This is a genomic window from Mycobacterium sp. Root265 (assembly GCF_001428895.1).
Classification (GTDB): domain Bacteria; phylum Actinomycetota; class Actinomycetes; order Mycobacteriales; family Mycobacteriaceae; genus Mycobacterium.
In genome coordinates, this window is sequence record NZ_LMJA01000008.1 from 158,002 (window position 1) to 174,687 (window position 16,686).

General features: G+C 68.6%; 16 protein-coding genes and 1 pseudogene. 4 read left to right on the top strand and 13 right to left on the bottom strand.

The window, feature by feature from the left end; all coding sequences use genetic code 11:
- Nucleotides 1-66: 66 nt before the first annotated feature.
- Nucleotides 67-1,113 (top strand): PucR family transcriptional regulator, encoded by a 1,047-nt coding sequence (locus ASE48_RS10120; protein WP_057166935.1) that lies wholly within the window; start codon nt 67-69, stop codon nt 1,111-1,113.
- Here the strand turns inward: ASE48_RS10120 and ASE48_RS33680 are convergent.
- Genes ASE48_RS33680 through ASE48_RS10160 form a run of 9 tightly spaced genes read right to left on the bottom strand, consistent with a single transcriptional unit; the run spans nt 1,102 to nt 8,909 of the window.
- Nucleotides 1,102-1,236, bottom strand: a complete 135-nt coding sequence (locus tag ASE48_RS33680; protein ID WP_268766287.1) for a hypothetical protein — start codon at nt 1,234-1,236, stop codon at nt 1,102-1,104. The genes ASE48_RS10120 and ASE48_RS33680 overlap by 12 nt on opposite strands.
- Entirely contained in the window at nt 1,233-2,255 is a 1,023-nt protein-coding gene (tsaD, locus tag ASE48_RS10125) for a tRNA (adenosine(37)-N6)-threonylcarbamoyltransferase complex transferase subunit TsaD (RefSeq protein WP_057166936.1), read from the bottom strand. Before tsaD ends, ASE48_RS33680 begins: the two co-directional genes overlap by 4 nt.
- Entirely contained in the window at nt 2,252-2,716 is a 465-nt protein-coding gene (rimI, locus tag ASE48_RS10130) for a ribosomal protein S18-alanine N-acetyltransferase (protein ID WP_057166937.1), read from the bottom strand. The genes tsaD and rimI overlap by 4 nt, the downstream gene beginning before the upstream one ends.
- Nucleotides 2,713-3,342 (bottom strand): tRNA (adenosine(37)-N6)-threonylcarbamoyltransferase complex dimerization subunit type 1 TsaB, encoded by a 630-nt coding sequence (tsaB, locus tag ASE48_RS10135; protein WP_057166966.1) that lies wholly within the window; start codon nt 3,340-3,342, stop codon nt 2,713-2,715. The genes rimI and tsaB overlap by 4 nt, the downstream gene beginning before the upstream one ends.
- Nucleotides 3,339-3,803, bottom strand: coding sequence for a tRNA (adenosine(37)-N6)-threonylcarbamoyltransferase complex ATPase subunit type 1 TsaE (gene tsaE, locus ASE48_RS10140; RefSeq protein ID WP_057166938.1), 465 nt, complete (start codon nt 3,801-3,803; stop codon nt 3,339-3,341). Before tsaE ends, tsaB begins: the two co-directional genes overlap by 4 nt.
- Nucleotides 3,796-4,896: an alpha/beta fold hydrolase gene (locus tag ASE48_RS10145; protein ID WP_235570990.1), complete on the bottom strand. Its 1,101-nt coding sequence runs from the start codon at nt 4,894-4,896 to the stop codon at nt 3,796-3,798. Before ASE48_RS10145 ends, tsaE begins: the two co-directional genes overlap by 8 nt.
- Before the next feature lie 5 nt (nt 4,897-4,901).
- A complete protein-coding gene (alr, locus tag ASE48_RS10150; RefSeq protein ID WP_057166940.1) occupies nt 4,902-6,056 on the bottom strand; it encodes an alanine racemase in 1,155 nt (384 codons plus the stop codon).
- Nucleotides 6,057-6,109: 53 nt separating this feature from the next.
- Entirely contained in the window at nt 6,110-7,495 is a 1,386-nt protein-coding gene (locus ASE48_RS10155; RefSeq protein WP_057166941.1) for a glutamate decarboxylase, read from the bottom strand.
- A 4-nt stretch (nt 7,496-7,499) separates the two neighbouring features.
- The gene (locus ASE48_RS10160; protein WP_057166967.1) at nt 7,500-8,909 is read right to left on the bottom strand and encodes an NAD(P)H-hydrate dehydratase; all 1,410 of its coding nucleotides are present in this window, start codon (nt 8,907-8,909) and stop codon (nt 7,500-7,502) included.
- Nucleotides 8,910-9,082: 173 nt separating this feature from the next.
- Between ASE48_RS10160 and ASE48_RS10165 the strand changes: the two genes are divergently transcribed.
- Nucleotides 9,083-9,976: an alpha/beta fold hydrolase gene (locus tag ASE48_RS10165; RefSeq protein WP_057166942.1), complete on the top strand. Its 894-nt coding sequence runs from the start codon at nt 9,083-9,085 to the stop codon at nt 9,974-9,976.
- On the opposite strand, the gene ASE48_RS10170 is transcribed toward ASE48_RS10165, so the two are convergent.
- Together ASE48_RS10170 and ASE48_RS10175 are read right to left on the bottom strand one after the other, a co-directional pair.
- Nucleotides 9,944-10,834, bottom strand: a complete 891-nt coding sequence (locus ASE48_RS10170; RefSeq protein WP_235570992.1) for an alpha/beta fold hydrolase — start codon at nt 10,832-10,834, stop codon at nt 9,944-9,946. The two genes, ASE48_RS10165 and ASE48_RS10170, sit on opposite strands and share 33 nt — an antisense overlap.
- A gap of 49 nt (nt 10,835-10,883) precedes the next feature.
- Nucleotides 10,884-11,942: a zinc-dependent dehydrogenase gene (locus ASE48_RS10175; RefSeq protein WP_057166943.1), complete on the bottom strand. Its 1,059-nt coding sequence runs from the start codon at nt 11,940-11,942 to the stop codon at nt 10,884-10,886.
- Nucleotides 11,943-12,147: 205 nt separating this feature from the next.
- Here ASE48_RS10175 and ASE48_RS10180 point away from each other — a divergent pair, with 205 nt between their 5' ends.
- Together ASE48_RS10180 and ASE48_RS10185 are read left to right on the top strand one after the other, a co-directional pair.
- A complete protein-coding gene (locus ASE48_RS10180) occupies nt 12,148-14,115 on the top strand; it encodes a PTS mannitol transporter subunit IICBA (protein ID WP_057166944.1) in 1,968 nt (655 codons plus the stop codon).
- Nucleotides 14,116-14,134: 19 nt separating this feature from the next.
- A complete protein-coding gene (locus tag ASE48_RS10185) occupies nt 14,135-14,893 on the top strand; it encodes a DeoR/GlpR family DNA-binding transcription regulator (protein ID WP_057166969.1) in 759 nt (252 codons plus the stop codon).
- Between the two features lie 7 nt (nt 14,894-14,900).
- Here the strand turns inward: ASE48_RS10185 and ASE48_RS10190 are convergent, their stop codons facing one another.
- Nucleotides 14,901-15,851 (bottom strand): HNH endonuclease signature motif containing protein, encoded by a 951-nt coding sequence (locus ASE48_RS10190; protein WP_082614098.1) that lies wholly within the window; start codon nt 15,849-15,851, stop codon nt 14,901-14,903.
- Between the two features lie 20 nt (nt 15,852-15,871).
- A pseudogene (locus ASE48_RS10195) lies at nt 15,872-16,570 on the bottom strand (DUF222 domain-containing protein); the annotation flags it as partial.
- Between the last annotated feature and the right edge of the window lie 116 nt (nt 16,571-16,686).

Genomic DNA, 16,686 nt, shown 5'->3' on the forward strand with positions numbered 1-16,686 from the left:
GGTCGCTGATACCGTCGCATTGCGGCGGTGTCGGCGACCCGCCGGGTTCGAGAGGAAACGGGCGACATGTCTCAGCGCGCGCCACTGACGGTGGCGACGGCCCTGACGGTCCCGCCGCTGGATCAGGGGTCGGTGCTCGGCGGGCACCGCGGGCTGAACCGCGAGGTGCTGTGGGTGGACATCATGCACGCGCCCGCCGAAGACTTCGTCCGGCCCGGTGACTTCGTCCTGACCACCGGTACCGACATCCGCCAGCCCGGCGTCCGCGAGTTCCTCACCTTCCTGATGTCGTCGCCCGCGGCCGGGGTGGCGCTGGGTGGGCCACCCGATATCGACACCCGCGAACTGCTGTCGACGCTGGTCCCGCTGGCCGATCGGCATGAATTCCCGCTGGTGATGCTGCCGTGGGAGGTGCCCTTTGCCGATATCCAGCGCCAGCTGCTCCCACTGGTCAGCGCCGCCCCCGACGACCCGCCGATCCAGATGGTCATCGGCAGGCGAGAGGACGACGACCCGCACTGGGCCGAGCACGCGCACGCGTTTGCCGCGAGGTTGGCACGGTTGGCACTCGGCGCTGGTATCACCCCGAAGATATCGATCACCGAAGACCTGGTGATGAGTCACTTCTCGGCGCCGCTGTCCGCGTCGGCCGGCTCCGAACTGGTCGAATCGGCCTGGCAGTCCAGCGGTCTCCCGGAAAGCCTCATCAGCTGGGTGCTGCTGCCGCCGGGGCACGGCCACTCCGTCACCGTGGCCGCAGCCGCGGTACCCGACGGCCCCGTCGGTCCCCGGCAGTTCGCCGAGGTGCTGCGCCAGCACCCCCGGAGCATGGCGACCATCCTGAAAACGCTGCAGCCACTGGTGGATTACGACAAGACTCGCCGCGGCCAGCTGGTGCACACCCTGGAGATCCTGCTCAACGAGGCCACCAACACCAGCGCGGCCGCGCGAGCGCTGTACCTCAATCGGCATTCGTTGCTGTACCGGATCAAGCTGATCGAGGAGTTCACCGGGCTGTCGCTGAAGAACCCCGCCGACCGCTTCCAGCTGGAGGTCAGTGTGCGCGTGCACCAGATCAACGAGGCGCGCAACGACTGCGCGCTACCGCAGTGAGCCCTGCTCCTCGCGGGCGAACGTGTCGGCCTGGCGACCCAGCACGGCGCCGACACCGTCGAGGTCACCGGCGTCGATGAGTTCGGCGTCCCGGCAAAGCAATCCGAGAACGTCGTACGTCACGCCACCTGTCCCTTGACCACCGGCAGCCCCGGATCACTGGCCGCATCCAGCCCCGATGCCGGCGCCCCCGCGGCGATGAGGTGCGCCGCGAACGACGCGATCATCGCGCCGTTGTCGGTACACAGCCGGGGCCGAGGCACCCGCAGCGTCAACCCGGCCGCCGCGCAACGCTGCTCGGCGAGTTCCCGCACCCGCGAGTTGGCGGCCACCCCGCCGGCGATCAGCAGGGTCGACACCCCGAGATCGGTCGCGGCGCGCACCGCCTTGGCGGTCAGCACGTCGGCGACGGCCTCCTGGAACCCGGCGGCCACATCGGCGCGCGGTGCGTCCGGGTGTTTCTCCAGATGACGGGCGACGGCGGTCTTGAGGCCGGAGAAGCTGAAGACATACGGCGCATCGCGGGGCCCGGTCATCCCACGCGGGAACACGATCGCGTCGCGGTTCCCGGTGCGGGCCAGGTCGTCCAGCGGCTTACCGCCGGGGTAGCCGAGGCCGAGGAGCCGGGCGACCTTGTCATAGGCCTCCCCCGCCGCGTCATCGACGGTGCTGCCCAGTTCGATGATCGGTTCGCCGAGTGAGCGCACGTGCAGCAGGTTGGTGTGCCCGCCCGAGACGAGCAGCCCGACACATTCGGGCAGCGGGCCGTGGTCGTACACATCGGCGGCCAGGTGCCCGCCGAGATGGTTGACCGCGTAGAACGGCACCTCCCAGGCGGCCGAATACGCCTTGGCGGCAGCGACTCCCACCAGCAGGGCACCGGCCAGCCCCGGGCCGATGGTGGCGGCGACGACATCGGGCCGCGCGATGCCGGCGATGTCCAGGGCGCGGCGCATGGTAGGGCCGAGTGCCTCCAGGTGGGCGCGGGACGCGATCTCGGGCACCACGCCACCGAAGCGCGCATGCTCATCGACGCTGGAGGCCACCTCGTCGGCCAGCAGGGTGACGGTCCCGTCGTCGTCGAGCCGTGCGATACCGACTCCGGTTTCGTCACAGGAACTTTCGATGGCCAGGATGATCATGCCGGGTCTCGCTTCATGGTGTAGGCGTCGGCGCCGCTGACCTTGTAATACCGCTTGCGCACGCCCACCGTGGCGAAGCCGACGCTCTTGTACAGGTTGATGGCCGCCTCGTTGTCGGTGCGGACCTCCAGGAACACCTCACCGCGGGCGGCGAAACTCAGCAGGTCATCGAGTAGCCGGCGCCCGATACCGCGGCCCTGGTAGGCCGGGTCGACGCCGATGGTGTGCACCTCGTACTCGTACGGTGGGATCCGGCCCAGCCGCGAGATGCCGGCGTAGCCGATCAGCCGGCCCTCATCGCGGGCCGCCACATAGTGGTTGTGCTTGCCGTCCAGGGCGTGCAGGAACGCCGCCGGCGGCCAGGGGTCGTCGCCGGCGAACAACTGGGATTCCAACTCGGCGCAACGGGCCGCGTCAGCCCGGGTCAGCGCGTCGATGGGCGTTTGGTCAGGACCGGTCACGCCAGACCTCGTTCGGCCAGTGTCTTGGCATCCGGGCGGCGCAGATACAGCGGCACCAGAGGATCCGGCTCTGCAGTCCAATCCGGCACGGCAGCAACGAGTTCTGCCGCCGTCGGATACTCCGGTCCGATCACGGGAAGACCGAACGTGGCGGCAAGCGCGGGAGATCCGGCCACCCATTGCACGCCCTCTGCGTTCACCTCTGCCGGGGCGTTGACCTCCGGGCCGGCGACCCGCACCCCGTCGCGGTAGCGCGCCCAGTACACCTCGCGACGGCGCGCATCGGTGACCACGAGGACCTCACCACGCGTGGCGCCGCCGATCGCGTCGAGCGTGCACACCCCGTGCACCGGGATGCCCAGCGCCTGCCCGTAGGCGGCGGCGGTCGCCATCCCGACCCGCAGCCCGGTGAACGGGCCGGGCCCGCAGCCCACCACGACGGCATTCAGGTCTGTCATTGTCTTCCCACAGTCAGCAAGTGCGGCAACCACATTCGGCGTCAGGCGCTCGGCGTGGGCGCGGGCGTCGACGATGGTCCGCTCGGCGAGGGTGGAGATCGCATCATCGATCTCGACGATCCCGGCGGTGACCGCCGGGGTGGCGGTGTCGAGGGCCAACACAATCATGAACTGCTCCATTGCCATGTCGCGGTGCGCATCTCGGAGTCGGCGTCGCGGTCGAGGTGAATGTCCAGATGGTGCTCCGAGAGCCGCTCGGCAAGGCCCTCACCCCACTCCACGACGACGACGGCGTCATCGAGGTCGGTGTCGAGGTCCAGCGAGTCGAGTTCGCCGAGCAGGTCGCCGCCGTGATCGAGCAGCCGGTAGATGTCCACGTGCACCAGGGCCGGTGCGCCGGCGCGGCGGGCAGGATGCACCCGCGCCAACACGTAGGTGGGCGAGGTGATCGGCCCATCGACGTCCATGGCCACCGCGATCCCCTTGGTGAACATGGTCTTACCTGCGCCGAGCGGGCCGGACAGCACCACCACGTCACCGGCGCGCAGCTCGCCACCGAGGCGGGCACCGAGCGCGACGGTGTCCTGCGGGGTGGGCAGCTGTGCGGAGCCACCGGTGCGCTCAGCCATGGATGCGCGCGCGTTCCTTGAGCCTCCGGGTGAGCGCGACCAGCTTGGATGGCGTGGCCCGTTCGACCAGTCGCACCAGCGCGTCGTCGATCAGGTCCGGCTGCTCCAACTGGACGAGATGGCCTGCCCCCTCGGCGATCACCAACTCGGACTTCGGCAACGCCACCGCCATGTCCTGCGAGTACTCGAGCGGCGTGAGCAGGTCACGGTCACCGCAGGCGATCAGCGTCGGCACCTTGGCAAGGGCGGTGAGCCCCTCGGTTTCGTCGTGCACCTCCAGCGCATGCAGGAAACCGACCAGGGTGTGCACCTTGGTGTCGTGCATCATGCTCTCGCTGAAGGCGACCACGCTGGGGCTGATGCTCTCGTCGCCGTAGGACGCTGCGCGCAGCACCGGCCCGATGATCGAGCGGGCCACCCCACGGCCGCGGTGCACCAGCCCGGGCGCATACCGGACCACGAACCGGGCCGCCTCCAGCGCCGGGTTTCGCAGGATCTCGCCCAGCGGGGAGCGTGAAATACCCTCAGCGGCAGAGGAGACCAGCGCGGCACCGACGATCCGGGTGGGATAGCGCTGCGGGTACTGCCGGGCGTGCGACAAGACCGTCATCCCGCCCATGGAGTGTCCGACCAGCACCACCGGGCCGCGCGGCGCCATCACCGCGAGCACCGACTCCAGGTCCTGGCCGAGTTGGGGCACGGTGAAGGTGTCCGGTGACGCGTCCCCGGACAGGCCGTGCCCGCGCTGGTCGTAGAACACCATCCGGACCTGATCGCCCCACTGCTGGGCCAGCCGGTCACGCTGAAAGTAGAAGGCGCCCATCCGCAGACAGAACCCGTGCGCGAAGACCACCGTCAGCGGGGCGTTCTCCGGCCCGCACTCGCGGACCGCCAGAGGCACCCCGTCGTTGGCGGTGACGACCACGCTGCGGTCATCGTGCAGCAGCTCGAAATCCTCACCCGCGTACGGATCGTCCGTGCTGACCCGGCGGGCGAGTGACCGCGCGACCGAGACCCCGGCCACCGACCCGACGGCGGTCAGCCCGGCCACCCCGGCCAGCCAGCGGGCCACGGCCCAATCGTCTATTGCCACCGTTCTCAGCCCGTCTCGCCGCGGTAGACGCGGGTGATCCGGCCCCGCGGGGCGGTGACCACCTCGTAGTTGATCGTGCCGATCAGGTCGGCCCAGTCCTGGGTGGTCGGTTCGCCGGAATCGCCGGGGCCGAACAGGATTGCCTCGTCGCCGACGCTGACGTCGGCCGGCCCGGGCCCGAGGTCGACCACGAACTGGTCCATGCAGACGCGGCCGACTCCGGGGCGGCGGCGGCCGTTGACGGACACCTCGAGGCGGTTGCTCAGCGTGCGGAAGATCCCGTCCGCGTAGCCGACCGGTATGAGCGCCAGTGTGGTGTCGCGGTCGGCGATCCAGGTGTGCCCGTAGGACACTCCGTCGCCGGCCTTGATCGAGCGCACCATCGACACCGGCGCCTTGAGCGTCATCGCCGGGCGCAGGCCCATGTTTCCGAGCGCGGGAATCGGGGTCTGGCCGTAGATCGCGATACCGGGACGGATCAGGTCGTAGACGAGGTCGGGCCGGGTCATGGCACCGGGTGAGCTGCACAGGTGCGCGATCTCGAACTGCACGCCGGCGGCGTCGGCCTGGGCGCGCATGGCATCGAAGCGCTGCGCCTGCAGATCGGTGGCGGCCGGGTTGGCCGGGTCATCGCTGTTGGCGAGGTGGCTCATGATCCCGCGGGTGCGGACCGTGCCCTCGGTGACCGCGTGCGCCAGGGCGGTGAGCACCTCGGCCAGATCGGCGGCGGCCACCCCGTTGCGGCTCATCCCGGTGTCGACCTTCAGGGTCGTGACGGCCGTGGTCCCGGTGCGCCGGGCCGCATCGATCAGGTCGTTGAGCTGCGCCAGCGAGGACACCGCGATCTGCACGTCGGCGGTCAGCGCCGGCCCGAAGTCGGTGCCCGGCGTGTGCAGCCACGCCAGCACCGGGGCGGTGATGCCGTCCCTGCGCAGGGCCAGTGCCTCATCCAGGGTGGCCACACCCAGTTCGGCGGCGCCGGCGGCCAGCGCGGTGCGCGCGACCGGGGTGGCGCCGTGGCCGTACCCGTCGGCCTTGACCACCACCATGACCGCCGCGGAGCCCGCGTGTTCGCGCAGGACGCGCACGTTGTGCGCGATGGCGTCGAGATCCACCTCGGCCGTGGGGCCGGGCGGCGCGGTCAGGTCGGTGGGGTGCATTGACTCGATTTTGTCATGCCGGTGCCACGGACCCGTCCCCGACGAGTCGTCGATCAGTGCGCGAAGGGCTGCACCGAGTCGAAGTGGCCGCCCGGTTTGAGCTGGTCGAGATGCTCGAGCGCGGTGACGGTGTCATCCCGTAAGGCCCGGGCCAGATCGGCCGAGAATCCTTCCCGGACCACCACCCGCAGCACCGTCACGTCCTCGGCGCCCTCGGGCATCGTGTAGGCGGGTACCTGCCAGCCGGAGGCGCGCAGGGCCTGGGAAACGTCGAATTCGGTGTAGCCGGGATCACCCTTGAGCCGGAAGCTGACCACCGGGATGGCGGAGCCATCGGAGATCAGCTCGAAGTGTTCGCTGTCGCGCAGCTGGTCGCCGAACCACCGCGCGGTATCGGACAGACAGTGCATGACCTGGGAGTACCCGGCCCGGCCTAGTCGCAGGAAGTTGTAGTACTGCCCGATGACCTGGTTGCCCGGCCGGGAGAAGTTGAGCGTGAAGGTCGGCATGTCGCCGCCGAGGTAGTTGACCCGGAACACCAGGTCCTCGGGCAGGTGCTCGGCGCTGCGCCACACCACGAACCCGATGCCCGGGTAGGTCAACCCGTATTTGTGGCCGCTGACGTTGATGGACACCACCCGCGGCAGCCGGAAATCCCACTGCAGGTCCGGATGCAGGAACGGGACGACGAATCCGCCGCTGGCCGCGTCCACATGCACCGGGACATCGACGCCGCCGTCGGCCGCGAGCTTGTCCAGGGCGGCGCAGATCTCCGCGATCGGTTCCAGTTCCCCGGTGAAGGTGGTGCCCAGGATGCCGACGACGCCGATGGTGTCCTCGTCGACGGCGTCGAGCACCTGATCGGGGGTGATGACGTAGCGGCCCTCGGCCATCGGCAGGTACTTCGGTTCGACGTCGAAGTAGCGGCAGAACTTCTCCCACACCACCTGGACGTTGGAACCCATCACGAGGTTGGGGGTGCGCTGGCGCCAGTCTTTGCCCACCTTGGCACGCCACCGCCATTTCAGCGCCAGCCCGGCCAGCATGACCGCCTCGCTGGATCCGATGGTGGACACCCCGATGGCGGTGGCGGCGTCATCATCGAGCAGGTTCTCGGCGTGGAACAGGTCGGCCACCATGGCCACGCAGCGCGCCTCGATGGCCGCGGTGGCTGGGTATTCGTCCTTGTCGATCATGTTCTTGTCGAAGGTCTCGGCCATCAGCTTCTCGGCCTCGGGGTCCATCCACGTCGTGACGAAGGTGGCGAGGTTCAGCCGTGAGCTGCCGTCGAGCATCAGCTCGTCGTGGATGTAGCGGTAGGCCGCCTGCGGGTCCATCGATTCGCCCGGCAACCGCAGCGCCGGCACCGGGTCCGTCGACAGGCGTCCGGTGTAGGCGGGGGCGATGTGCGGCGGACGGGGATGGTGCCTGCGGCTCATGTGGTTATCCCTTTTCGTTCGTCGATGCGATGGCGGCGCGCAGGTGGGCGAGGATGCCTCCTGCTGAAGTCGGGGCGGCATGCGGACCGGGGTCGGCGGCGGCCAGTGCGGCCGCCCGGGCATGCACGAAGGCAGCCATCGCGGCGGCCTCGGCGGCGGGGATGCCGGCCGCCAGCAGAGACCCGATGACACCGGACAAAATGTCACCGGATCCGGCAGTGGCGGCCCAGGATTGCCCGGCGGGGTTGAGATAGGTGGCTTCGGGTCCGGCAACGACGGTGACGTTGCCCTTGAGCAGCACGGTGGCACCGAGGGTTCGGGCCAGGGTGCGGGCGGCACCGACCCGGTCGGGGCCCACGTCGGCGCCGGCCAGCCGTTTGTACTCCCCCGCGTGCGGGGTCAGCACCGTCGGCGCGGACCGGCCGGCGACCAGGTCGGGCGCGGCGGCCAGCAGTGTCAGGGCGTCGGCGTCGACGATCACCGGGAGATCCGAGGACAGCGCGAACCGCAGTGTGGCAGCGGCATTCTCGTCGGTCCCGAGGCCTGGTCCGACCACCCAGGCCTGCACCCGGCCCACCGATTCGGTGTCCGGGGTGGCGATGACTTCGGGCCAGTGGTTCACCACGTCATGTGCGGCGCTGCCGGCGTAGCGGACCATGCCCGAGGTGGCGGCCACCGCCGCTCCGGTGCTGAGGATGGCGGCCCCGGGATAGGTCGCCGATCCGGCCAGCACCCCGGTGACCCCCTGGGTGTACTTGTCGTCGTGCGGTCCGGGGATGGGCCAGTGGGCCGCGACATCGGCGGCCTCGAACCCCAGGAGGCCGGCCGGCGGCAGGTCCAGCCCGATGTCGATGAGTTCGACCCGCCCGCAATCGGCCAGTGCGTGTACGGGTTTCAGCCCGCCGAAGGTGACGGTGACGGCCGCCCGCACATGCGGGCCGTTCTGGGCACCGGTGTGGACGTCGATGCCGCTGGGAATGTCGACGGCGACGACGGGTGCGGTGTTTCCTTCGAAGACCGCCGCGGCATCGGGACGCAGCCCGCCCCGGCCGGAGATGCCGACGACACCGTCGATGACCAGATCCGTTGCCGCCGGCACGTTCTGCACGACCCGGCCACCGGCTTTTCCGAACGCGGCCAGCGCCGCGGCATGGGTGCGCTCCGGTGCGAGCAGCACCGCGGTGGCGTGCACGCCGCGCCGGCGCAGAAAGGTCGCCGCCCACAGGGCGTCACCGCCGTTGTCTCCGGAGCCGACCACCGCGCAGATACGCCGTCCGGCGACGGCGCCGAGTTCGCGGGCGATGACGGTGGCGAGGCCGTAGGCGGCCCGGCGCATCAGCGCCCCTTCTGGTTGTGACGCCAGCAGGGGGGCTTCGGCGGCACGGATCGCGTCGGCGGTGTGGTAGTGCCGCATGAGCTCCCGTTCCGATTCGATGTGCGCGCGCGCCAACAGGTTACGCGTTCCCGCAGATCCATGGGGTCGATCGCTGGTGACAGTATCCAACTAACCGCTCTAGACGGCTTGACAGGTTAGCCTTTCGGGAGTTTACTCCCCCTAACTGCCGAACAGGTCAAGAGAGGTTAGACATGGTCACGCACCACCGCTACGCCGAGATCGCCGGACGACAGCTGTTCTACCGCGAAGCCGGACAATCCGACGCTCCGGCCGTGGTGCTGTTGCACGGCACCCCGGCCAGTTCGCACATGTACCGCAATCTCATCCCGGCGCTCGCCGACCGCTACCGCGTCATCGCCCCCGACTATCCCGGCTTCGGCCACTCCGAGGTGCCCGCGGTCAGCGCGTTCGATTACACCTTCGACACGCTCGCCGACCACGTCGACGCCCTGCTCGACCATCTCGGCGTGGACCGCTACGCCATCTACGTCCAGGACTACGGCGCCCCGGTGGGCTGGCGGCTCGCCTTACGCCATCCGGAGCGGGTCGCTGCGGTCATCACCCAGAACGGCAACGCCTACGTCGAGGGTTTCGTGGGCGACGCGATGGAACCGCTGTTCGCCTACGGCCGGGACCGTTCGGAGGCCAACGCGGCCGTGCTCCGTGAACTACTCACCCTCGACGGACTCAAATGGCAGTACACCCACGGGGTTTCGGACCCGAGCGTGGTCGATCCCGATGCCTGGGTGAACGCGCACACCGCGGTGGCCTCATCCGAAGACCGCATCGCCGCCCAGTTGGAGTTGTTCGCCGACTACCTGAGCAATGTCGAGCTGTATCCCACCGTGCACGAGTATTTCCGGGCCAGCGGGGTGCCGCTGCTGGCCGTCTGGGGCCGCAACGACCAGATCTTCGGTCCCGCCGGCGCGCTCGCGTTCGGTCGCGACCTGCCCAGGGCCGATATCAACCTGCTCGACGGCGGCCACTTCCTCCTGGAGAGCCGCCTGGACGACGTCGTGGCACTGATCCGGCCGTTCCTAGAGCGGCACCTGTCAGCGGTCCACGTCGCCGAAGAACCGGTGTGAGCGCTCGGCGATCCGTTCCGGGAATTCGCCACTGACCGCATGCGATGCGTCCGGCCAGAGTTCGACCTCACCCGTGGTCAGCAGCCGGCGGGCCCGGGCGGCCGCCCGTGCGGGGTGGTGAATCACGCTGCGGCCGGCGATGATCGCCAGCACCGGCACCGGCAGCGAGCGCAGTTCGTCATCGCCGAATATCCGCGGCGCCGGCTGGCGTACGACGAATCCCGTTGACGCGGCGTCCAACAGTTCGGCCTCGGGCAGCGTCTCGTCGACCGGGGCGCCGCCCGCCAGCCAGCTCATCACGCGGCGGCGCAAACCGGCCGGAAACCTCGGCACCACGAGTGCGATCGACGCGGCCATCGCTTTCGCGGGGATGCGCCCGAAGGTCATCGCGGGGTCCAACAGCATGATCGAGGCAATTCGGTCCGGCCTGCGTATCGCGGCATTGGTGGCCAGCCACCCGCCCATCGACACCCCGAGCAGATGGACCCGCGCCAGATCCAGTCCCGTGATCGCCTCATCCAGCCAGCGGGCCTGGTCTCCGGCATCGGCGATGGTCGCGGACTGCACCGAGAGCCCGGCATCGCCGAGCAGGTCGAGGCTGAACACGGTTCGCTGCGCGACCAGTGCGGCGAGATTGGTGCGCCACATCGGGCTGCCCGAGCTGCGGCCGGGCAGCAACAGCGCCGGGGTCGCGCCACCCGGGCCGTCGTAGCGGTAGACGCGGACGGTGCCGAGGCTGGTGGGCACATCGAGCTGGGCGTCGAACGCGGGTGCGGCGGCGCGATACGCGTTCAGGTAGCGCGTGAAAGCGTCCCGGCTGACGAAATGTCCGATGCGTTGCCGGGACGCGATGTTCACTGCGGGTGCGACGAGTTCGATACCGGCCAGGCTAGTGCGCCGGCAGGCGTCAGGGCTCGACGGTGACCTTGATGGCCTCGCCCTTCTTGACGATGTCGAAGGCGTCGAGCACGTTCTCCAGCGGGATACGGCGGGTGATGAGGTCATTGACCGGAACCTGCCCGGTGGAGATGTACTGCAGGGCACGCTTGTTGTGCTCGGGCGCAGATCCGTTGGCACCGTGGATGTGCAGCTGGCGGTAGTGCACCACGTTGGAGTCGCAGGTGATCGTCGGGTCGGTCTTGGGCAGCCCGCCGAAGAAGGAGATCCGCCCGTTGCGGGCGGCCATCGCGATGGCCTGCTCCTGGGCGATGTTGGCCGCGGTGGCGGTGATGACGATATCCGCGCCCCGGCCGCCGGTGAGTTCCATGACCTTCTCCACCACGTCCACATCGGCGGCGTTGATGACGCCGTCGGGGTTGACGGCGTCGGCGGACATCTTGAGCCGGGCGTCATTGACGTCGACGAGGTAGATCGGGCCACACTTGTGCACACCACGCGCGATGCGGATGTGCATGCAGCCGATGGGGCCGGCACCGAAGACCACGACGGTGTCGCCCTCCTCGATGCCCAGCAGTTCCTGGGCGTTGATCGCGCAGGCGAACGGTTCCGCGGCCGAGGCCTCGTCGAAACCGACGTTGTCCGGAATCTTGTTCAGGCCGTCGACCTTGAGCACCTGCTTGGGCACGATCATGAACTCCGCGAAGCCACCGTCGTACTGGTAGCCCATCGAGGTCTGGTTCTGGCAGACCGCCATCCAACCCTTCCGGCACTCATGACACTCGCCGCACGGCACCGCCGCGATCACCTGGACGCGGTCGCCCACCGACCAGTCACTGCCGTAGGTGGCGTTGACGTCCGCACCCACCTCGACGACCTCACCCGCGATCTCGTGGCCGATGGTGCGCGGAGGGGTCAGGTTCTGATGCCCGTTGTGGAAGATCTTGACGTCGGTGCCGCAGGTGGAGCAGTTGCGCACCCGCAGTTTCACCTCGTCGGGGCCGCATTGTGGCTCCGGGACATCCTCCAGCCGGACATCCTCGGGGGCGTAGAAACGCAGGGCTTTCATGGGCGGTCCTTTCGGTCGTCGGCCGGTTCCCGGGAGCTGTCGCCCGACCTCGCTGTCCGAACTGTAACGCCAATACGGTCACAAAACCACAGAATTGGCTGCCCGTTTTTGCCCGAATTGCTTGCAATGTTGCCCATCTATGCGTTTTACTGGGCTTACTTGTGACCGGCATCACCCACGTGCCGGCAGAACCGGAGGTCATCGGATGTCCACTGTCGAAGCGTCCCCGCAGACCGGCATACGGGTGCGCGTGCAGAAGTTCGGCACCGCGCTGTCGAACATGGTCATGCCCAATATCGGCGCGTTCATCGCGTGGGGCCTGATCACCGCACTGTTCATCGAGCAGGGCTGGCTGCAGGCCATCTTCTCGGGCCTCAAGGACCCCGACGGATGGGTGGCCAAGATCGGCGGCTGGGGCGCCTACGACGGTGCCGGGATCGTCGGGCCGATGATCACCTACCTGCTGCCGGTGCTGATCGGCTATACCGGCGGCCGGATGATCCACGGCAACCGCGGCGCGGTGGTCGGGGCGATCGCCACCATGGGCGTGGTCGCCGGCGCCGACGTGCCGATGTTCATGGGCGCCATGATCATGGGCCCGCTCGGCGGCTGGGCCATGAAGAAGTTGGACGCCCTGTGGGAGGGCAAGATCCGGCCGGGCTTCGAGATGCTGGTCGACAACTTCTCTGCGGGCATCCTCGGCATGATCCTGGCGATCTTCGGGTTCTTCGGGATCGGCCCCATCGTGTCCTCGTTCACCCGGGCCGCAGGCAATGCCGTCGACTTCCTGGTCAACAACGACCTGCTGCCGCTCACCTCGATCCTCATCGAGCCCGCGAAGGTGCTGTTCCTCAACAACGCCATCAACCACGGCGTGCTGACGCCGCTGGGCACCACCCAGGCGCTGGAGACCGGCAAGTCCATCCTGTTCCTGCTGGAGACCAACCCCGGTCCGGGACTGGGAATCCTGTTGGCGTTCACGCTGTTCGGCAAGGGCGCCGCCCGCGCGTCGGCCCCCGGCGCGGCGATCATCCAGTTCTTCGGCGGCATCCACGAGATCTACTTCCCCTACGTGCTGATGAAGCCCAAGCTGATCATCGCCACCATCCTCGGCGGCATGACGGGCGTGTTCATCAACGTGCTGTTCGGCTCGGGCCTGCGGGCGCCGGCCGCGCCGGGCTCGATCATCGCGATCTACGCCCAGACCGCCAGTGGCAGCTTCCTCGGCGTGACGCTGTCGGTGCTCGGCGCCACCGCGGTGTCGTTCGCCGTCGCCGCCTTCCTGCTCAAGACCGACAAGGCTGTCGAAGAACCCGACCTGGCCGCCGCCACCGCGTCCATGGAGTCGATGAAGGGGAAGAAGTCCAGCGTCGCCTCGGCATTGGTGGGCGCGGGCAGCGGACCGATCAAGACCATCGTGTTCGCCTGTGACGCCGGCATGGGATCGTCGGCGATGGGGGCATCGGTGCTGCGCAAGAAGATTCAGCAGGCCGGCTTCGGCGACGTCAAGGTGACGAACGCGGCGATCTCGAACCTGACCGACACATTCGATCTGGTCGTCAGCCATCGTGACCTGACCGCCCGGGCCACCCAGAAGACCGGGTCTGCGGTGCACGTGTCGGTCGACGACTTCATGAGCAGCCCTCGCTACGACGAAATCGTGGAGCGGCTGAAGCAGGCCAACGGCGGCGGCTCGACACCGGCGCCGGCCGCTCCGGCTGCCGAGGAGCCCGCGACTGGCAATGCTGATGTACTGCCGGTGTCCTCGATCGTGCTGAACGGCACGGGCGACAGCGCCACGCAGGCCATCGAGGAGGCGGGTGCCCTGCTGGTGGCCGCCGGAGCGGTCGAACCGTCCTACATCGGCGCCATGCACGAGCGGGAGAAGTCGGTGTCCACCTACATGGGCAACGGTCTGGCCATTCCGCACGGCACCAACGAGGCCAAGACGGCGATCCGCCGCACCGGGATCTCCTTCGTCCGCTACCCCGAACCCATCGACTGGAACGGCAAGCCCGCGGAGTTCGTCGTCGGAATCGCCGGTGCCGGAAACGATCACATGGCGCTGCTGACCCGGATCGCCCATGTGTTCCTGGACAAGGATCGCGTCGCCGAGTTGCGCGCGGCGACGACGGCCGAGGAAATCCAGGCCGTGTTGAACGCCGGGGCATGACACCGACCAGAATGTGACCGTGGATTCGGACAGCCGCCAGCGCCAGATCGTCGAGTTCGCCCGCCATCGGGGGCGCGTCGAGGTACCCGCCCTGGCCGAGGAGCTTCAGGTAGCGACGGAAACCATCCGCCGCGACCTGAAGGTGCTGGCGGGCCGGCGTCTGCTCAAGCGGGTCCACGGCGGGGCGATCCCACTGGAGACGGTGGCGTTCGAGTCCGGGGTCGAGTACCGCAGTCAGGTCGATCTGGCGCAGAAACACCGGATCGCCGGGGCGGCGGCCGATGAGCTGCACGGCGCCGAGACCGTCTACCTCGATGAGGGTTTCACTCCACGACTGATCGCCGAACTGCTCGCCGACCAGGACCTGACCGTGGTTACCGCATCACTGCTGGCCGCCGAGGCGCTGGCGCACAGCAGCACCGTCACCGTCCTGCTGCTGGGTGGACGGATGCGGGGCAGAACGCTTGCGACGGTGGACGAATGGGCGCTCGAACGGCTGCGCTCACTGGTGATCGACGTGGCATTCCTGGGCACCAACGGCATCGACCTGGAACACGGCCTCACCACCCCGGACCCGGCGGTGGCGGCGGTGAAGCACACCGCGGTGCGGGTGGCCACCCGACGGGTGCTGGTTGCCGCGCACTCGAAGTTCGGCCAGACCAGTTTCTGCCGGTTCGCCGAGGTGTCCGATTTCCAGACCATCGTTACCGGCACCGAGTTCCCGGTCGCGCAGGCACACCGTTATGAGGCGCTGGGCCCCAACGTCATTCGGGTGTGACCGCCGGTCAGAACGGCGGTGGGTTGGCCTCGATATCGGCTCGGTTCAGTGCCCGCTCGTGCGCTATTCGGTAGGCGAGGTTCTGCGCACGGGTGCGGCGTCGCCGGGGTGCCGCCAGTGCACGGTGAGGGCTCGGCGGCGGCACGACGATCGATCCCCATTCTCCCGTGGGAACCGCGAGCTGCGGGAAGAACAGCCCGCCGTCGGGTTTGGTCGTGTACACCCGTCCACTGGGCGCGGTGAGGGTGACGGTGCCGTCGGGGTGTTGCTTGTCGGTCCAGCCGCCCGGGCCGCAGTGGAAAGTCTTGATCAGGTGGTGAATCCGGCAATACAACTTGGTGTTCGACGGGTGCGTGGGTCCGTAGGGCCACGGCACCGTGTGGTCCACATCGCAGCGGTCGACGAGCGCATTGCAGCCGGGCCAGCGGCAGGTCACGTCGCGGCAGCGCACGAAGTCGGCGAGCTTCCTCGACGGGTGATAGCCGGGTTCGGATCCCAGTTCATCGGCATCGGGCACGGGCCGGACTTCAGCGTGCGGCAACATCTCCTGCACCTGTTCGGAGGCGACCACGCCGTACCCGGGTAGCACTGCGGGGCGGCCGGATTCACCGGTGACGGTGCCCTGTTCGGCGAGGACGTGGATGACGATGTGGCCCTTGGGTGCTTCGTTGCCGGTGACCGGACATCCCTCGCGCCCACATAGGCACGGAATACTCTTTGCACCGAGGGTGAGGGGCTCGACCGCATCGGCGCGGCGCTCATCGATGGTGCGGGGGTCATCTGGGCACACGGTGCGCGCCAACGCATCCAAGCCCTGATCAAAGACTGCACCCTTGGCGGCATCGACGCGGCCGTGGATCTCGACCATGCCGTCGCCGATCGGTTCGATAGTGATCCCACGCTGCTGCCGCGCCTGCCGTGCCCGCCGTACGGCCTCGGGGTCCACGTCGACGATCATCCAGTCGACCAGCTCGGCGNGCACGGGATGCTCTTCGCGCCGAGGCTCAGCGGCTCGACGGCATCGGCGCGGCGCTCCTGAAACGACCGCGGGTCATCCGGGCATACCGTGCGCGCCAAGGCATCGAGGCCCTGATCGAAGACCGCACCCTTGGCGGCGTCGACGCGGCCGTGAATCTCGACCATGCCGTCGCCGATCGGTTCGATAGTGATCCCACGCTGCTGCCGCGCCTGCCGTGCCCGCCGTACGGCCTCGGGGTCCACGTCGACGATCATCCAGTCGACCAGCTCGGCGATCCGCTCATCGGACAACACATTCCACGAGGGTGCCGCCTCGGCCAATTGCGTGTCGATGACCGACATGACGTCGTCATCGGTGATCAGCGCCGTGCGATGCAGGATGACGCGCAACACCCGCAGATCCACCGCGCCGGTGGCGAAGACCGCGGCGAAGGCCGGCAGCCGGGTGAGCAGGTCGCGGCCCTGGGTGATCAGGGTGCAGGCCCGGCCGCGGCTGATCCCGAGTTCGGCACCCAGTTCGGCAGCGACCAATTCCCAGTCATCGACGATGAGATCCTCGAACGCGTGGCCCAGCTCGGCCATCCTGGCCAGCGCGAACTTTCCGGCCTCGATCATCTTGTGGGCGACCGCTTTGCGTTCGGCGCGTAGCTGATCGCGCGCGGCATCGAGGTAGGAGGCGACACCTCGATTCTCGAACATGCGTTCGATTATGCCACTCTCTACTGACTCAAACTTCTTGTCATGTTCGTCGGGGTAAGACTGGCGACATGTCAGAAGGAGTGTCAGATGACGAGATCACGGCAGTCGAAAGTATC